Raw genomic sequence first — 16071 nt, forward strand, 5'->3', positions numbered from 1 at the left:
AGGTTTTGGCCTGCTTCATTGTTCGTTCGTCATCCCAAGTTCTTTGTTGTCCCAAGCTCTTTGTTGTCCGGAGGTCTTTCTGCGCGTCCTCCAAAGAGTGCAGGGCCCTCGCCAACATTTTCGGACGATCCATACATAATTAGGCGGCATTCATTGGGCAAAGACTGCTCCAACGCAAGAGCCGATTGTTCTTAGCAATCCGATTTTTAAATGGTTGCAAGCATGCGCATCAAGAGTTCGTGCCTTGTGTTGTTGACGAATGCACCTGGACTTGTTCTCTGATCAGGCGGGTTGCAAGGGCGTCTCTACACCTCAGCAACACGAAAAAAGAGGAAACGAATAGCGCAAGGGACTCTCTTGGGCCTTTTGCTGGTTTCGATGGGAGCGAAACACGGGCCAAGCCGTCTGTTGGTGCGGGCTTAGGCCAATTCAGAGATGTAAAAAGCCTGCCGCTTAGCCCCTGAACCATCAGCGGATGAGCAGCTTTTTGGGGCGGGCCCCACTGCCTGAGCGATCAGTTGCTGGCACTCCAGCGTGATTTCTGCAACGGAGTGTCGTGACATTCACACGACTCAAAGGTAAAGTCGCGCGGTTACGGACCTATGTCCGTTGATCGGCCTTCGTTAGGACTTCACTATGGCGCTCGTTCCGCTTCGACTTCTGCTCGACCATGCCGCGGAAAACGGCTACGGCATCCCTGCTTTCAACGTCAACAACCTTGAGCAGGTGCAGTCGATCATGGAGGCGGCTCACGAGTCTGACTCTCCTGTGATCCTCCAGGCTTCCCGTGGGGCTCGCACCTATGCAGGTGAGAATTTCCTGCGTCACCTGATCCTGGCTGCTGTTGAGACCTATCCCGACATTCCCGTCGTGATGCATCAGGACCACGGCAATAGCCCTGCAACTTGCTTCGGAGCAGCCGCCAATGGCTTCACCTCCGTGATGATGGACGGATCCCTTGAGGCCGATGCCAAGACGCCTGCGAGTTACGACTACAACGTCAACGTCACGAAGGAAGTCGTGGATGTTGCCCATGCCATCGGCGTGAGTGTTGAAGGTGAATTGGGTTGCCTCGGCTCCCTTGAAACTGGCAAAGGCGAAGCCGAGGACGGACACGGTTTTGAAGGTGAGCTTTCCAAGGATCAGCTGCTAACCGATCCAGCTGAGGCTGCCGACTTTGTGGCCAAAACCAAGGTGGATGCCTTGGCGATCGCCATTGGTACAAGCCACGGTGCTTACAAGTTCACCCGCAAGCCCACGGGTGAAGTGCTCGCGATCAGCCGAATTGCTGAAATCCACAAGGCCATCCCCAACACTCACCTGGTGATGCACGGCTCCTCCTCCGTTCCCCAGGAATGGTTGGAAATGATCAACAAGTACGGCGGTGCGATTCCTGAGACCTATGGCGTTCCCGTGGAAGAAATTCAGGAAGGGATCCGTAACGGTGTTCGCAAAGTGAACATCGATACCGACAACCGTTTGGCCTTCACCGCGGCTGTGCGTGAAGCTGCGATGGCTGATCCTGCCAACTTCGATCCCCGTCACTTCAACAAGCCGGCTCGTAAGTACATGAAGCAGGTTTGTTTGGATCGCTACCAGCAGTTCTGGGCTGCCGGTAATGCCAGCAAGATCAAGCAACGCGACATCAACTTCTACTCCGGCCTTTATGCAAAAGGCACCCTTGACCCCAAGACAGCAGTTGCTGCCTGATTGTTCGGTCAAAGCCAATCAAGCGGGGGGGCGTGAGCCCCCCTTTTTTGATGGGTTGATCGATGGGTGTCCTATCGATGCCTGTCCTATCGATGGGTGCGCTCAGGATTCAGTTGCAGCGTTCCTCGGTTCGCGTCGAGCGTGGCTGCTGCACCAAGGGGGAGAGCCATGTTGGGAAGTCCATGCCCAAGGGGCAAATTCATGACCAAGGGGATGCCTAGATCAGAGAGCCGCTCCTCGAGGATCCCATCCATGGAGAAATCACCTGGCTCCACCTCCCCTTTCCAGCTGAACCGTCCCGTAGCCACGCCGGCAAGGCCACGAAGCAGCCCAGAGCTGCGCCACTGCGTGAGCATGCGATCCACTCTGTAGGGAGCTTCTCCCACATCCTCCAGCACCAGGATGGATCCACGCAGATCAGGCAACCAGGGGGTGCCAATCAAATGGGTTGCGACCGTGAGATTGGTCACCACGAGCGGACCACTGGCCAGCCCGGGTCGTACGGCACGGCCTTGCAGTGGCGCGACCGGTTCTCCCTTCAGGAGATGGACCGTTCGTTCCCACTGTTGGTCCGGTCCAGTTGTGGATCCGTGGATGGCGCCATGCAAACCCGCCGACCATTGCGCCAGCAGCATCGAGCTGGTGTCAGAAAATCCCAAGGTCCAGAGCGGTCGCTTGGGAAAGCGAAAGCCAACTTCTAAAACCCTGGCGCCTCCCCAGCCAGCACCGACATAAATCAGACCATCAAGAGAAGGATTGTTCCAGGCACGCTCAAGATCATCGGCTCGCTGTTGATCGGTGCCTGAAAACCATTGCCATTGACGCCTCACTGATTCTGGGAACTCAAGCGTCCATCCTTCAGCCTCACAACGCTGCACGAGGAGGCCAAAATCAGTATCAGGATCGATCCAAGTTCCGGCATTGACCGCCCGAAGCCTTGAGCCCCTTTTTAAAGGACGTAGGAAGGATTTTTTTGGGGTCGATGCCGCCAATCCATTCGCAGAAAATGGAACGGCCATCGCCAACGCCGCCGGGATTCCCAACGTTAAAAATGATCGACGACGCATCAAAGGCCTGATTCACCATTGCACTCAAGTCTGACCATGCTATTTAGGGTTACATTCGATCTTAAGAAGATCTTATCTTTGACGTGCAAAAGATGATGGTTTTGTTTATTGATGCAAGCGAATCAATGTGTTTGTTGAATAAATTTCAAGCCCGCATGGATAAAGAATCTTTTTGATTCCCTGTCTTCTTAGAGCTGATCATTCTGGTCATGATTGATCAATCAGCGCCTCGATTAATCGGCGTCCGTCGACGCCACCTGTCGCAGGATCACAAGCCCGCTCAGGGTGAGGCATGAGTCCAAGAACATTGCCAGCTGGATTGGTGATTCCAGCAATATTGGCAACGGAGCCATTGGGATTGTTGGTGTAGCGCAGCGCGATGGCGTCACTGTCTTGAAGGGATTTAAGAGTGTCTTCGCTGCATTGATAACGGCCCTCTCCATGGGCGATCGGCAGCTGGATGTCACTTCCTGCTTTGAACTGAGACAGCCAGGGCGTACGCGCACTCACCACCTCGAGTGGAGCGTCTTCGCAGATGAAATGGAGGCCGCTATTGCGGGTGAGTGCTCCTGGCAATAAGCCGAGCTCAGTGAGCACCTGAAATCCGTTGCAGATGCCCAGCACCCGCCCGCCCTTGTTGGCGAATTCGATCAACGCTCCCAGCACGGGGGCAAATCTGGCGATTGCGCCACAGCGCAGATAGTCGCCATAACTGAAACCTCCCGGCAGCACCACAGCGTCTAGGCCGCTGAGATCTGTCTCCTCATGCCAGAGGTATTGGGTTTGCATACCCAGGCATCCCTGCGTCGCCCAACGGACATCCCGGTCGCAATTGGAACCAGGAAAGACAACAACACCAATGCTCATGACAACTTGAGCTCCATGGTCCAGTTCTCAATCACAGGATTGGCGAGGAGTCGATCGCTCAAGAGTTCAACCTGTTGGCGTGCATCCGCTTCATCCGATGCCTCTAGCTCCAGCTCGACAGCCTTCCCGATGCGGAGCCGCTCGACGCCTTCCACCCCGAGTCGGCTGGCGGCTGAACGGGTGGCCTCACCGGCTGGATCTAGGACAGAAGGGCGCAGATGCACCAGGACACGAGCTTGATAACGCGGCACTGGCTCGGAGCATGAATTGTTAAATCTTGGCAGGCCGTAGTCCCGTTCCAGTCACTTTCTCTTCAGGTTGAAAACAGACCACGACTCCATGTCCTTTGTCTGTGATCCCATCCATCGGATTCACACTCACTCTGATCACACCATTGGTGCTGATCGCACCGGGCATCGTTCGACCTGCACAGGCTGAGCCGGTGGCCGTCGACGTGGAGTGTCGCTGGAGTCATGAGGCTTGGGAACCATGCCGTTTTGAGGCCGATCCCGTGGGTAGCCGTTGGAATTTGGCGTTTAATGACCACCGGATTCAGTTCGAGCATGACGGCACTGGCTTGATGCGGATGCGGATCAATGAGCGTTCTTCTTGGAACAGCGTGCAGGCCAGTTGGAGTGATGAGGGTGCGCTTTGCTGGGGTGAGGTCTGCGCTCGCGGCGACCTACCGATGGATTAATCCTGCGGATCACGATGGAAAAGAAGGGTCTTCCGCTCAAGGAGCCAGGGCTACAGGTTGATTGGCGTGAGAGCTTTCAGGGTTGGGGGCTGAGCTGGATTGGATTGCTCAACAATCAAAAGGGGGAGTGGTGGTTGCTGGCTCAAGTGGTCCTGATCTGTGCTCACATCCTTCCGAGCTGGTCCCCTGAGCTTCTCGATGCCTGGAGTTGGCCTGCATGGCTTCATGTCAGCGGGTTGATGCTGTTTGTTGTTGGGCTTGGCCTGGCTCTGCAGGGTTTCTTGGCGTTAGGCCCCAGCCTTTCTCCATTACCGGATCCCAAGCCCAATGCAGCTTTAATCACGTCTGGGGTGTACGGCCGTTGCCGGCACCCTCTCTATCGCGCTGTTGTGATCTGTTCTGTTGGTGTCGTGCTTGCGAAGGGAAGCCTGCTTCACCTGGCGCTGTTTTTGCTGTTGGTTGCGCTGCTCAACGGCAAGGCCCATCGCGAAGAAAAGCGGCTTTGTGCCGTCCATCCCGACTACTTGATTTATCGCTCCAATACGCCAGCAATTCTGCCCCGCATTCCTGGCTTGGATTGGCGCAAGGGCTAGGGCCAGCTGAGCAACCGTTTCTTTTTTTCAAAAGAACGCAAAAATCCTCTTAGGAAAGGTTCGTTTTCGATCATTTCGGATGCCTCGGTCTATGCCCTTTCAGCGGCTGACGAGCAGGGCCACTCCTTCCCTGATGCTCTTCAGTGCTGTCTGCGTAGGTCTCGGGATCAGTGCTCCGAGTTGGGCCAACGACTTTTTGCTGAACAGCTCCGAACCTGTTGAGGTGAGTTCAAGGTTGTTGGCGATTTTGGAGCCTCCGGTCGCCATACCGGATCCTGAGCCTCAGCTTGTCCTTGGCCGCACCAAGAGACAGATTCGCTCCACTGGAGATCCCATTTGGGATTTAAGGCTTGAGATTCCGGGGGAACCGGCCCGTCACTTCGATGCAGTGAGCGGACGTGCCCACCGCCAGAACGCGGACCGTGATCAGATGGGCAGTAAGGCTCCCCTTCCAACGGGGAGCTACACCCTCGGACCGGTGGAACCCTTGGCCGAGGGTGCTTATCCAGAACTAGGCCCCGTTTGGATTGGCATTGAACCAACCTTCACCACGGGCCGAAGGGTGCTCGGGATTCATCAAGACCCCAGCGCAGGGCTCAATGGAAACAGCGGAACCTTGGGATGTATTGGGCTGATTCGTAAACACGACATGTTGGAACTATCTCAGCTAATTAAAGGCCGTGATGTGCGTTTATTGGTTGTTGAAGACTGAATAAGAAAAAGGTCTAGAGCTTGTTTTAAGTCAAGTTGTATATAAATTTCTTTGAATATCTGTTAGCGATTGAAGTCGTACTAGGGTCTGATGGCTCTGAGGATTCGTTCGTTTTAGGGGAATGCTTAAGAGCTTTTGCCAGAACTTATTGACTCGCCTGAAGCAGGAGAGTTGTGAGTTTTTCAGAGGCCTTTGGATCAAATCCGATCACAACCAGATCCACGCCAGATTGATTTTGGGGAGTCCAGGCTTGATCCGGAGCGGCTTCAAACCAAGTTTCTAAGCGGGGACCAACCATTTGGACTTGCAAAGGAAGGGATTTGTCAGGCAACCAGACCCGTCCCTTCAGGCGCACGACCTGATGCTCAGTCACAAAGGGAGGAAGGATGCGTTCAAAGTCCGCACGTTGAATGACGCCCTCGAAACGAACATTTCCGCCCACCACGTCCAAGTGCGTGTGATCGTGATGATCGTGATCGTGGTGATCATGTTCATGTTCATGTTCGGCAGACGTCTCACGCTCGACTCCCAGAAGCAAACTCGGCTCCACTTGCCCGCGAGTCATCGGGATCACCGATGTACCGGATCGGAGCTTGGGGGCAAGTGATTGTTGAATCTGGTCCAGTTCGTTGGGCTCTAAGCAATCAGAACGACTGACCAACACCAGGTCAGCGGATTGAAGTTGATCAGCGAACAACTCATCAATGGCTGTGAGGTGGTCCAGGCTTGGGTCTTCCTGTCGTTGCCGCTCCAAGGCCTCAGGATCTCCCACGGGGCTTCCGTTGTTCAGGGCTTCCCCATCCACAACAGTCACCACGCCATTCACGTGAACACGAGCCCGGATCGCGGGCCATTCGAGGGCCTGCAACAAGGGCCTGGGAAGCGCCAGACCACTGGTTTCAACAACGATGCCATCGAGCTGATCAGCGCGAGCGAGCAGCGTTTCCATCGTCGGTAGAAAATCGTCCTGCACTGTGCAGCACAGACAGCCGTTGTTCAGCTCAACAAGACGCCCATCGATTTCATCTTCTGGGCAGAAGCCGCAACTTCGGATGAGATCGCCATCCAGGCCCACGGTTCCAAATTCGTTGACCATCACCGCAAGGCGTTGGCCGCTGTTGATCAATAAATGGCGCAACAACGTTGTTTTCCCGGCTCCGAGAAAGCCGGTAATCACGGTGACTGGAAGGCGTTCAGACATCAGCGGCACCCCAGGCTTTCGCGGGTGCTCACGCCGCTGACACTATTCACGCCACTGGCACGACCACAGAGGGCTTTCATTTGCGTGAGGTCGATGACGGCGTTGGTGAAATCCGTTCCCTCAATGCGCGCATCCACAAACCGGCTTTGCATCAGCATCGCGTTCGTGAAGTTGGCGTCGCTGAGGTCGGTTTCATCAAATCGACTGGAGAACGCCACCACATCCTCAAGGTTCGCTCCATGGAGATCAGCGCCCTGCAATTGAGAGGTGTTGATCACAGCTCCTCGTAGGTCGGTGTCACTGAGGTCCACACCACGGAGGTCAGCTTTCAAAAATTCTTTTTCTTTTAAATCTCGGCCATGCATGTCGTTGCTGATGTCTTGCACCGCAAATTGACCACGCAATTCAGGCGCCGTGATGGCTTGAGCAGCGAAGGGAAAAGAGATCAAGCTCGACGTAAGAAGCAACCCGAACAGAACGGATAACAGTTGCTTGCGGAATAAATTGGGAAGGGGCATCAGATATGGATGCAGCCGGCTTCAGGTTGCAGCTGCCGTAACTTGTACGGTCACGTTATGGCAGACAGCTGCCCCTCCACGTGCCATGGCCAAAACCTTGAGGGTGGTTGTTCCCCCCCATCCACTCATTGCTCATTGGCTCACGATGTTGCGCCACGCCGGCACACCACCGTCGCTGTATCGAACAGCGCTCGAGGAGTTGGGACGTTGGCTCACCTATGAAGCGCTGAGGGATTGGCTTCCCCATCGTCGCGAACAGGTGCAAACCGCCCTTGAGCTCACGGAAGGCACCGTGATCGAAACGGGTGTTCCCTTGCTTGCCGTGCCTCTCCTCCCTGGTGGGCTGATGCTTTGGGAAGGGGCTAGGCAAGTGCTGCCTCACGCAGAGCTCTGTCTGGGTGGCCTACCTGAAACCATTGAGGCCAACGCCGGTCTCGTGCTGCTGCTGGATCAAATCAGCGATGCAGAGGATCTTCTCGGCTTGATGGAAGAGCTTGTGGCAAAGGGTGTTGAGAGCCGAAGGCTTCGTGTGATTTCAGCCTTAACAGCCAGCCCGGGGCTCAAACGACTGGGGGAAACGTTTCCCGAACTCACAATTCATACCGCCTGCATTGATGAAGAACTCAATGCAAATGGTCAAATTTCTCCTGGGATTGGCAACACATCTCAACGGCTGCAAATCAGAACAGCTCCCTCGACCTAGGCTTAAAAAAATCCATCGGCGGCGATGAGCAGGCAGCAGGAATCCACCTCAGGAACACTTTTCACACTCCTGAGCGGAGCCCTCATCGGGGCAGCAGGTGTGGGGTGGTGGCTGCTTACCGAAGCAGAACGTCGTCAGCGGCTCAAGCGTCAGCGTTCCATGCTCTACGCGCCAAGGATGCAAGACGGCAGTGAGGCGTTTGAGGCCAATCAATACGCCAATCGGGATGATCAGCTGGAGCATCGTGTTGAGCAGCTCAATTCAGCCATCTCTGATGTCCGGCGTCAGCTTGAAGACCTCGGTTCAAAGTCGTAATCCCCACGGTCGGTAAGTTGGGACGTCTCCCAATCTGCGATCCAGTCGTTGCCATGCTTCGCTCAGACGCCGTTACTCAAGGCATTCAGCGCTCACCAAATCGAGCCATGCTGAGAGCGGTGGGCTTTGGTGACGACGATTTCGGCAAGCCAATCATCGGAATCGCCAACGGCTACAGCACCATCACACCGTGCAACGTGGGATTGGATGGGCTATCCCGTCGTGCTGAAGACGCTGCTCGAAAGGCTGGGGGCATGCCTCAGATGTTCGGCACGATCACTGTGAGTGATGGCATTTCTATGGGCACCGAAGGAATGAAATATTCCTTGGTGAGTCGTGAGGTCATCGCCGATGCGATCGAAACGGCCTGCAATGGCCAGAGCATGGATGGGGTTCTTGCCGTTGGTGGCTGCGATAAAAATATGCCTGGCGCCATGTTGGCGATGGCACGCATGAATATTCCCTCGATCTTTGTGTACGGGGGAACGATTAAGCCTGGGAAACTTGGTGGCTGTGACCTCACTGTTGTGAGTGCTTTTGAGGCTGTCGGTCAGATTACAAGCGGGAAAATTGATGAAGAGCAGCTGACAGCGATTGAAAAAAATGCTTGCCCTGGTGCTGGCAGTTGTGGAGGCATGTTCACCGCCAATACGATGAGTGCTGCGATTGAAACGATGGGGCTGAGTCTTCCCCATAGTTCAACAATGGCGGCAGAAGATGAGGAAAAGGCGGAGAGTGCGGCCCGGTCTGGAGAGGTTCTGGTTGAAGCGATCAAAGCCAATATTCGCCCCCTTGACCTACTCACGCGTGAAGCCTTTGAGAATGCGATCAGTGTGATCATGGCGGTAGGCGGCTCCACAAATTCTGTGTTGCATTTGCTCGCCATCGCACGCACCGCTGGAGTGAATCTCAGCATTGATGATTTTGAAATGATCAGAGAGCGTGTGCCTGTGATTTGCGACCTCAAACCGAGCGGTCGTTTCGTCACCGTGGATCTTCATCAGGCTGGAGGTATTCCACAGGTGATGAAATTGCTCTTGGATGCGGGACTTCTCCATGGGAAATGCCGCACGATTGAAGGCAAAACATTGGAGGAATTGTTAGCAGATATCCCCTCAACACCTCCTGAAGGGCAAGAAGTGATTAGGCCCTTGAGCAATCCGCTTTATGCAAAAGGTCACCTGGCGATCCTGAAGGGAAATTTGGCAAGTGAAGGAGCAGTCGCCAAAATTAGCGGGATTAAAACACCCGTCTTAACGGGTCCTGCACGCGTTTTCGAAAGCGAAGAGGATTGTTTGGCCTCGATTATTGGGAAACAAATTCACCCAGGTGATGTGATTGTGATTCGCCAGGAAGGTCCAGTGGGAGGACCTGGAATGCGTGAAATGTTGGCACCAACAGCTGCCATCGTTGGGCAGGGATTAGGGGACAAAGTGGCCTTGATCACCGATGGCCGATTCAGCGGTGGAACCTATGGCTTGGTTGTTGGCCACGTGGCACCAGAAGCGGCCGTTGGCGGAGCCATCGGTCTTGTGATGGAGGGGGACAGCATCACCGTGGATGCCAATCAGAATCTTCTTCAACTCAATGTGGATGACGCTGAACTCGACAAACGCCGTCGCATGTGGTCTGGTCACACGCCTAAATACAAGACCGGAATTCTTGGCAAATATGCTCGACTTGTTTCAAGTTCGAGCCTAGGTGCGGTAACCGATCAGCCTGATTAAGGCACGTTCAGAGCGGGGGATTCATCATCAATCCCCATGGGATTGATTGACAAGTTGTGCTCTCAGCCTGCGTGCCATCGCTTCCAATGGTTGGCCATCGGCTGGGGCCGTGCAGCGCATGCCGTTGTCTCCATGCATCCAAACGGGATGTTGTCCCTGCCAAAGCATGGGGCGCTCAGCTTGATCACACCAACTGAGCATGAGATTCACATCATTGCCGCTCCGATAGATCTCGAGTTCTAGATCCATGGCCTCCATGCGAGAGCCGGATGCATCACGGGTTTCGATGCGAACGAAGAGATCGTCAATGCTGGACGTTGACGCATCTTCGTCCGCGTGAATCGGAACAACAGCATGTTGATAAGGCTTGCGGCAGAGATCAGCCGTGTGGGCAATCACAACAGCTAAATCAATCATTTGTAGGCTTCGATGGAATGAATCAGAATCCGGATTGCACCCGCACGGAAGCCTGGATTGGCCGATCCCGCTTCATCAAACCGGGAATGGAGCACTTGTAAGCGAGTGATCGCAGAAGAATCAAAGCGCAAAGGCAGCCCAACCGGTTTGGCACGGACCACGGGCTGAAGATCTTTGAATGCAATCTCGGCAACAGTGGTTCCTTCCGCTTCCGTTGGCACGGGCATCACCCAGCGCAGTCCCCCTGGAATCATCTCTGTGAGTCCCATCAATCCATCAGCGCAGGCCACTGCAAATTTCAGGGTTCGCCCCTCCCCAGCAATCGTTAAGCGCAACCCACTGAATGCCGAAAGATCGAGTGGTGGTCGCAACAGCGGGGAGCGGCAACTCACAAACCCCCCTCCATCAGCGATCACCTCACCTTCGAGCAATAGGCCTTCAGGCGTGAGGCGGCAGCCTGCTTGGCTTCTCCCCCCCATGATCGTGTCGTTGAGCGTGGCCCACGAATCGAATGAGACACGGGGGATGGTCATCTCAACCCTGCACAAGGAATGCTTATTTAAAGACCTTCGCTGGCAGCTTCGTCGGTAAGAACAATGATTTCTGCCTCGGGTTGGACCAACTTCGCAGGCGTTCGTTGTGCGGACTCAGCTGGATCGAGCAAGCGACGCAGGGCTTCCTGTTTATTGACACCACTCACGAGGAACATCACTGTTCGAGAAGCGCTGAGCACCGGAGCGGTCAGGGTGATGCGCTCCAATCCCTTGCCCCGCCCGATCGTGGTCCAACGATCACGGACGTCAGGAGCCTCAGTGCCCGGGAAGAGTGAGGCGGTATGACCGTCATCCCCAAGACCCAACACCATCATGTCGAAGATCGGTGGTTCGCCACTGCAATGCTTGGCAATCAGCTCTGCGAAAGCCTCGGCGCTGGCTTCTGCTGAGGGAAGCTCCACCGTTGGAACAGGGTGAAAGCAGGCCGCTGCACCGGGCTCACCGGGTTGGAGCAAGGTGGAGCGGAGCATGCGGGCGTTGCTGGACGCATCATCAGCAGATACCCAGCGCTCGTCCCCTAAAAACACATCCACACGATTCCAGGGCAGGTGTTGCTGGCCCAACAGCTGATATGCCGGGGAGGGAGTGGTCCCTCCAGATAGAGCAATCTGAGCACGATCCCGTTGATCGAGCGCTAGCTGGATGGCTGTGGCGATGTATTCAGAGGCCCGCAGGGCTAGATCCTGGGGATCTCGGGCCCGTTCAATGCGATAGGAAGCCATCGGTTCGTTCAATCCAACCACTCGGTATGGAAACTACCCTCCTTATCCACCCGTTCATAGGTGTGGGACCCAAAGCAGTCACGCATGGCTTGAACCGCATTTTGAGGCAGACGAGCGGTGCGGTAGCTGTTGATGTAGTCGAGGGTGTTGCTGAGGCAGGGCACAGGAATTCCTGCTTCAGCTGCACCTGCAACAACTTTGGCTAAACCAGGAAGTCGGGTGTTGACCTGATTGGCAAACCAAGGATCAATAAGCAGATTGTTCAGCTGCGGATCGGTTGTGAAGGCATCCTGAATTCGCTTCAGAAGTCGGGCGCGAATGATGCAGCCACCCTTCCAGATCTGAGCGATCGCAGGCATGTTTAAGTTGTAATCATGCTCTGCGGAAGCGATCCGTAGAAGCTCCATGCCTTGGGCGTAGCTGGCCATGCAAGCGAGCACCATCGCATCCATCAGGGGTGCCATTCCATTGGCAGGGGTGCCGAGATCAAAGGGTTTGACCGCGGGACCTTTGAGGATGGTTTCCGCTTTGACGCGCTGATCTTTCATCGAACTCATCACGCGGCCATTGAGGGCTGCATAGATGGTTGGTACGGAGGCACCCATCTGCAAGGCACTCACCACAGTCCATAAACCCGTGCCTTTTTGCCCAGCTTTGTCCTGAATCTTTTCGATCAGATCGCTCCCATCATCGGGATCCTTGGTGCGCAAGCAGACCTCTGTGATCTCAACGAGGTAAGAGGCGAGTTCCTCCGTGCTGTTCCAATGGGCAAAGACGTCGGCCATCTGGGTGCCATTCATGCCCCCAACTCTCTTCATGAGGTCATAGCCCTCGGCAAGGATTTGCTCGATGCCGTACTCGATGCCGTTGTGGACTGTTTTGACGAAGTGTCCTGATCCGCCTGGGCCGATGTAGGTCACACAAGGACCGTCTTCGACTTGGGCCGCCATTTTGGTGACCAGGCTTTCGATCGCGTCGTAAGAGGCCTTGGTGCCGCCGGGCATCATGCTCGGACCTTCTAGAGCGCCTTTGGCACCGCCAGACACGCCCATGCCGATGAAGCCGAAGCTTTTGCTTTCCAACTCGGCCACACGACGCTCTGTGTCGCGATATTCCGAGTTGCCCCCATCAATCAAGAGATCTCCTTCATCTAAAAAGGGAGAAATCTGTTCGATGACGGCATCAACAGGACCCCCTGCTTTCACCATCATCAAGATGCGGCGAGGTCTTTCTAATTTGTTGACAAAATCTTGAAGGTCGGTGGCACCTTGAATGTTTTTACCGGCGCCACGACCTTTCAGAAAGTCTTCCGTCTTTGAATAAGTGCGGTTGTAAACAACACTCGAAAAACCGTTGCTCTCAGCGTTGAGAACAAGGTTTTCGCCCATCACGCCTAGACCGATAAGACCAAAGTGAGACTTGGACATCCAAAACTGCGTTCACTGAAGTCAGTGTGACCACAGGATCAAAAATCGGCTGCGAATTGGCCCATCTCTGTCAGGAATAAGAGATGGAAGCGCCAATCCTTCGTTCACTTTGTCCTCAAATCACTGTGTCGTCGGCAATCGATGCATTTTTAACGACAACAACGATGCCATTACGTATGTAGAAGCCGTGTTCAGGACGATCAGCTTCTTCCACGTGATCCTTATTCACGATGGTGACGTTTTTACCAATACGGGCATTCTTATCAAGAATGGCGCGTTTCACAGTGGTGCCCTCGCCAACGCCGACAGGAATACCGCCTCGCGCTCTCAGGGTTTCGCGTTCGCTTTGCGATTCAAAGAAGTCAGCTCCCATCAACAACGAATCCTGGAGGACCACATTGTTTTCCACGCGACTACGCACACCAAGGACGGAATGGTGAATGCTGCAGGCCTTGATAATCGATCCTTCACTAATGATCGAATCTGTGATCTGGCTGTCGACAAACTTGCTTGGGGGCAAATACCGCGGGCGGGTGTAGATCGGGAATGCTTCGTCGTAGAAGCTGAATGGAGGGGTTGGCTGCTGCGTTAGGGCCAGATTGGCTTCATAGAAGGCACCGATGGTACCGATGTCTTCCCAGTAATCATCAAAGACATAGCTCTTGAGGACGTCACCCCGTGATAGCGCTTCTGGGATCACCTCTTTGCCGAAGTCCTTATGGCCGGGATTGGCGTCGAGCAGATCGAAAAGCGTTTTACGACTGAAGACGTAGATGCCCATGGAGGCGAGGTAGGGGCGCTCCTTAGAGGACTCAGCGCTGAGGCCAAAGCGGGACGTGTCTACGGCCATTTCCTTTAAGGAATCGCCTTTGGGCTTCTCGCGGAATTCCTTGATATTTCCATCGTTATCGGTTCGCATCAAACCGAACGCTTCGGCCTGGGCAGCGTCTACGGGCAGTGCTGCAACGGTGAGGTCGGCGCCGGTACTGCGGTGATGCTCCACAAAACGGCTGTAGTCCATGCGGTAGAGCTGATCACCGGAGAGGATCAGATATTCATCCACATCCCATTCGCTAAACAGGGTTTGGTACTGCCGCACCGCATCAGCCGTTCCTTCAAACCATGAGGGGCTATCGAGGGTCTGTTGGGCCGCTAAGACTTCTACAAAACCTTGCCCAAATCCGGCATTGAGGTTGTATGTCTGGCTGAGATGGCGATTGAGTGAAGCGCTATTGAATTGCGTCAACACATACATCTTGTTGATGCTGGAGTTGATGCAATTACTGATTGGAATATCAATAAGGCGATACTTGCCCGCCAAGGGCACAGCTGGCTTGGCTCTCATCTTTGTGAGTGGTTGGAGGCGGGTTCCAGCCCCTCCCCCGAGAATGATTGCCAGTACTCGCTTCATGCCGCTCCCGCCTTTCGGCTATGCGTTGCAAACTTACTGGACTTTTCGCTCTCAAAACCAACTCTTGGGCCAGATCGTGGAGATTGAAAGGGAATCAATCTTGACCGGCTGCTCCAGAGTCCAAATCAAAGATTTTTTCCACCACCTGAAGAGCCTGTTGACGTTCGCTGCGTTGCTGGGGACCGCGGAGCTGGGTCACAGGGGTGTGGAGGATCTTGTTGATCATTCCCTTGGTTAACGCTTCCACCACCTTGCGTTCTCGCGCTGAGAAATCAGGCCCCATCCGGCTCAGCGCTTTGGTGAGTTCCTCGACCCGAATCTCCTCGAGCGAGGCTCTTAACCGGTTGATGGTGGGCACGGCCTCCAGGCTGTCCCACCACTCGAGGAAGAGGCGTCCCTCCTCTAAGAGCAATCCTTCAGCTTCCCGTGCAACCTGCTGCCGAGCCTCTTGGTTGCGCTCTACCACCTCTTGAAGATCGTCAACATCGTGGGATTCCACCCCAGACACATCGCGCACATCGGAGGCGATGTTGCGGGGCACACCAATATCAATCAGTCGCAATGAACTGCGGCGATTGAGACCGTTCAATCGGCTGGCATCAATGATCGGGTCATCGGCTGCCGTGCTCGTAAACACCAACGAACAGGTGCTCAAGCACTGATCAAGGGCGTCGAGTCCCCGGCACTGAATGGGCAGGTTTGGAAAATCAGTTGCGAGGGCTGAGGCCCGCTCGATGGTGCGATTCAGCAACACCACTCCAGAGGCTCCCTTCGCTTGGAGGTGTTGGAGCAACAAACGGCTCATCCGTCCAGCACCAACAACGGCGATTTGCTCGGTTTCAAGCGTGACCAGGGCATCCTGGCCGCGCGATTGCCCAAGCTTGAGTTGAGCTAATTCCACGGCTGCGGAGCTCACGGACACAGCTCCGGTGCTGAGGTTGGTTTCCGAGCGGACACGCTTTCCTGTGCTGACAGCTTGTGTTAGCAAACGGTTCAGGATGGGTCCGATCGATTTGTGCTCTTGGCCCAGGCGCATCATTTTCTTGACCTGGGACAAAATTTGCCCTTCACCAAGAACGAGGCTGTCGAGCCCTGCCGTCACGCGCATCAGATGCGCAATGGCTTCGTCGTGGTGATAAGTGAAAAGGTGCGGAGAAAGATCACGGCTTTCCAAACCGGAGTGGCCACTCAAAAAATCGCGAACGGCAGCAATCCCTAAATCCGGGTTGCGCACCAGGGTGTAAATCTCAAGTCGGTTGCAGGTGCTGAGGATGGAAGCCTCGAGCACCTGCTCATGATTTCGCAGGTTTCCTAGGGATTCCTCCATGGTTTGCTCAGGAATACTGAGCTTTTCGCGCACTTCGACCGGAGCCGTTCGATGACTGAGGCCGACGACGGCGATATGCATGGAGAAATCCCTCTGTTGCTGC

The 16071-nt window shown here is 54.8% G+C and carries 19 protein-coding genes; 7 read left to right on the top strand and 12 right to left on the bottom strand.

The window, feature by feature from the left end; genetic code table 11:
- Positions 1-419: 419 nt before the first annotated feature.
- On the bottom strand, positions 420-563 hold the full coding sequence (locus DXY38_RS13605; RefSeq protein WP_170952817.1) for a hypothetical protein: 144 nt from the start codon (positions 561-563) through the stop codon (positions 420-422).
- Between the two features lie 73 nt (positions 564-636).
- Here DXY38_RS13605 and fba point away from each other — a divergent pair, with 73 nt between their 5' ends.
- On the top strand, positions 637-1710 hold the full coding sequence (gene fba, locus DXY38_RS01530) for a class II fructose-bisphosphate aldolase (protein WP_115070171.1): 1074 nt from the start codon (positions 637-639) through the stop codon (positions 1708-1710).
- A gap of 86 nt (positions 1711-1796) precedes the next feature.
- Here fba and DXY38_RS01535 read toward each other — a convergent pair whose 3' ends face one another.
- The 3 genes from DXY38_RS01535 to purS form a co-directional block, all read right to left on the bottom strand.
- The gene (locus DXY38_RS01535) at positions 1797-2729 is read right to left on the bottom strand and encodes an LD-carboxypeptidase (RefSeq protein WP_115070244.1); all 933 of its coding nucleotides are present in this window, start codon (positions 2727-2729) and stop codon (positions 1797-1799) included.
- A gap of 255 nt (positions 2730-2984) precedes the next feature.
- Entirely contained in the window at positions 2985-3644 is a 660-nt protein-coding gene (gene purQ, locus DXY38_RS01540) for a phosphoribosylformylglycinamidine synthase subunit PurQ (protein WP_115070172.1), read from the bottom strand.
- The gene (gene purS, locus DXY38_RS01545; RefSeq protein WP_006853053.1) at positions 3641-3895 is read right to left on the bottom strand and encodes a phosphoribosylformylglycinamidine synthase subunit PurS; all 255 of its coding nucleotides are present in this window, start codon (positions 3893-3895) and stop codon (positions 3641-3643) included. Before purS ends, purQ begins: the two co-directional genes overlap by 4 nt.
- A 101-nt stretch (positions 3896-3996) precedes the next feature.
- On the opposite strand from purS, the gene DXY38_RS01550 reads away from it, so the two are divergent.
- From DXY38_RS01550 to DXY38_RS01560, 3 genes are all read left to right on the top strand, one after another.
- Complete coding sequence (locus DXY38_RS01550) at positions 3997-4341, top strand: hypothetical protein (protein WP_244278967.1); 345 nt, start codon at positions 3997-3999, stop codon at positions 4339-4341.
- A gap of 14 nt (positions 4342-4355) precedes the next feature.
- On the top strand, positions 4356-4934 hold the full coding sequence (locus DXY38_RS01555) for an isoprenylcysteine carboxylmethyltransferase family protein (RefSeq protein ID WP_115070173.1): 579 nt from the start codon (positions 4356-4358) through the stop codon (positions 4932-4934).
- 79 nt (positions 4935-5013) lie between these two features.
- Positions 5014-5646 carry a L,D-transpeptidase gene (locus tag DXY38_RS01560; protein WP_244278968.1) on the top strand — a complete coding sequence of 211 codons (633 nt, stop codon included), beginning with the start codon at positions 5014-5016 and terminating at the stop codon, positions 5644-5646.
- A 145-nt stretch (positions 5647-5791) separates the two neighbouring features.
- Here DXY38_RS01560 and cobW read toward each other — a convergent pair whose 3' ends face one another.
- The gene (gene cobW, locus DXY38_RS01565; RefSeq protein ID WP_115070175.1) at positions 5792-6847 is read right to left on the bottom strand and encodes a cobalamin biosynthesis protein CobW; all 1056 of its coding nucleotides are present in this window, start codon (positions 6845-6847) and stop codon (positions 5792-5794) included.
- Complete coding sequence (locus DXY38_RS01570; RefSeq protein WP_115070176.1) at positions 6847-7365, bottom strand: pentapeptide repeat-containing protein; 519 nt, start codon at positions 7363-7365, stop codon at positions 6847-6849. Before DXY38_RS01570 ends, cobW begins: the two co-directional genes overlap by 1 nt.
- Positions 7366-7450: 85 nt before the next feature.
- Here DXY38_RS01570 and DXY38_RS01575 point away from each other — a divergent pair, with 85 nt between their 5' ends.
- From DXY38_RS01575 to ilvD, 3 genes are read left to right on the top strand one after another with little or no spacing between them, the layout of a single operon-like run.
- Positions 7451-8068: a uracil phosphoribosyltransferase gene (locus tag DXY38_RS01575; protein ID WP_006853046.1), complete on the top strand. Its 618-nt coding sequence runs from the start codon at positions 7451-7453 to the stop codon at positions 8066-8068.
- A 24-nt stretch (positions 8069-8092) separates the two neighbouring features.
- Entirely contained in the window at positions 8093-8383 is a 291-nt protein-coding gene (locus DXY38_RS01580; RefSeq protein WP_006853045.1) for a hypothetical protein, read from the top strand.
- 53 nt (positions 8384-8436) lie between these two features.
- Positions 8437-10110, top strand: coding sequence for a dihydroxy-acid dehydratase (ilvD, locus tag DXY38_RS01585; RefSeq protein ID WP_115070246.1), 1674 nt, complete (start codon positions 8437-8439; stop codon positions 10108-10110).
- A 27-nt stretch (positions 10111-10137) separates the two neighbouring features.
- On the opposite strand, the gene DXY38_RS01590 is transcribed toward ilvD, so the two are convergent.
- The 6 genes from DXY38_RS01590 to DXY38_RS01615 form a co-directional block, all read right to left on the bottom strand.
- Positions 10138-10527 (bottom strand): hypothetical protein, encoded by a 390-nt coding sequence (locus tag DXY38_RS01590; protein WP_006853043.1) that lies wholly within the window; start codon positions 10525-10527, stop codon positions 10138-10140.
- Positions 10524-11060 (bottom strand): CIA30 family protein, encoded by a 537-nt coding sequence (locus DXY38_RS01595; RefSeq protein WP_006853042.1) that lies wholly within the window; start codon positions 11058-11060, stop codon positions 10524-10526. Before DXY38_RS01595 ends, DXY38_RS01590 begins: the two co-directional genes overlap by 4 nt.
- 26 nt (positions 11061-11086) lie before the next feature.
- Entirely contained in the window at positions 11087-11803 is a 717-nt protein-coding gene (gene pgl, locus DXY38_RS01600) for a 6-phosphogluconolactonase (RefSeq protein ID WP_115070247.1), read from the bottom strand.
- Between the two features lie 8 nt (positions 11804-11811).
- Positions 11812-13230, bottom strand: a complete 1419-nt coding sequence (gene gndA / locus DXY38_RS01605) for an NADP-dependent phosphogluconate dehydrogenase (RefSeq protein WP_115070177.1) — start codon at positions 13228-13230, stop codon at positions 11812-11814.
- 115 nt (positions 13231-13345) lie between these two features.
- Positions 13346-14641, bottom strand: coding sequence for a glucose-1-phosphate adenylyltransferase (locus tag DXY38_RS01610; protein ID WP_006853039.1), 1296 nt, complete (start codon positions 14639-14641; stop codon positions 13346-13348).
- Between the two features lie 94 nt (positions 14642-14735).
- Positions 14736-16049: a glutamyl-tRNA reductase gene (locus tag DXY38_RS01615; protein ID WP_115070178.1), complete on the bottom strand. Its 1314-nt coding sequence runs from the start codon at positions 16047-16049 to the stop codon at positions 14736-14738.
- Positions 16050-16071 lie beyond the last annotated feature (22 nt).

The organism is Synechococcus sp. UW179B (genome assembly GCF_900474245.1).
In the GTDB taxonomy this organism is placed as follows: domain Bacteria; phylum Cyanobacteriota; class Cyanobacteriia; order PCC-6307; family Cyanobiaceae; genus Synechococcus_C.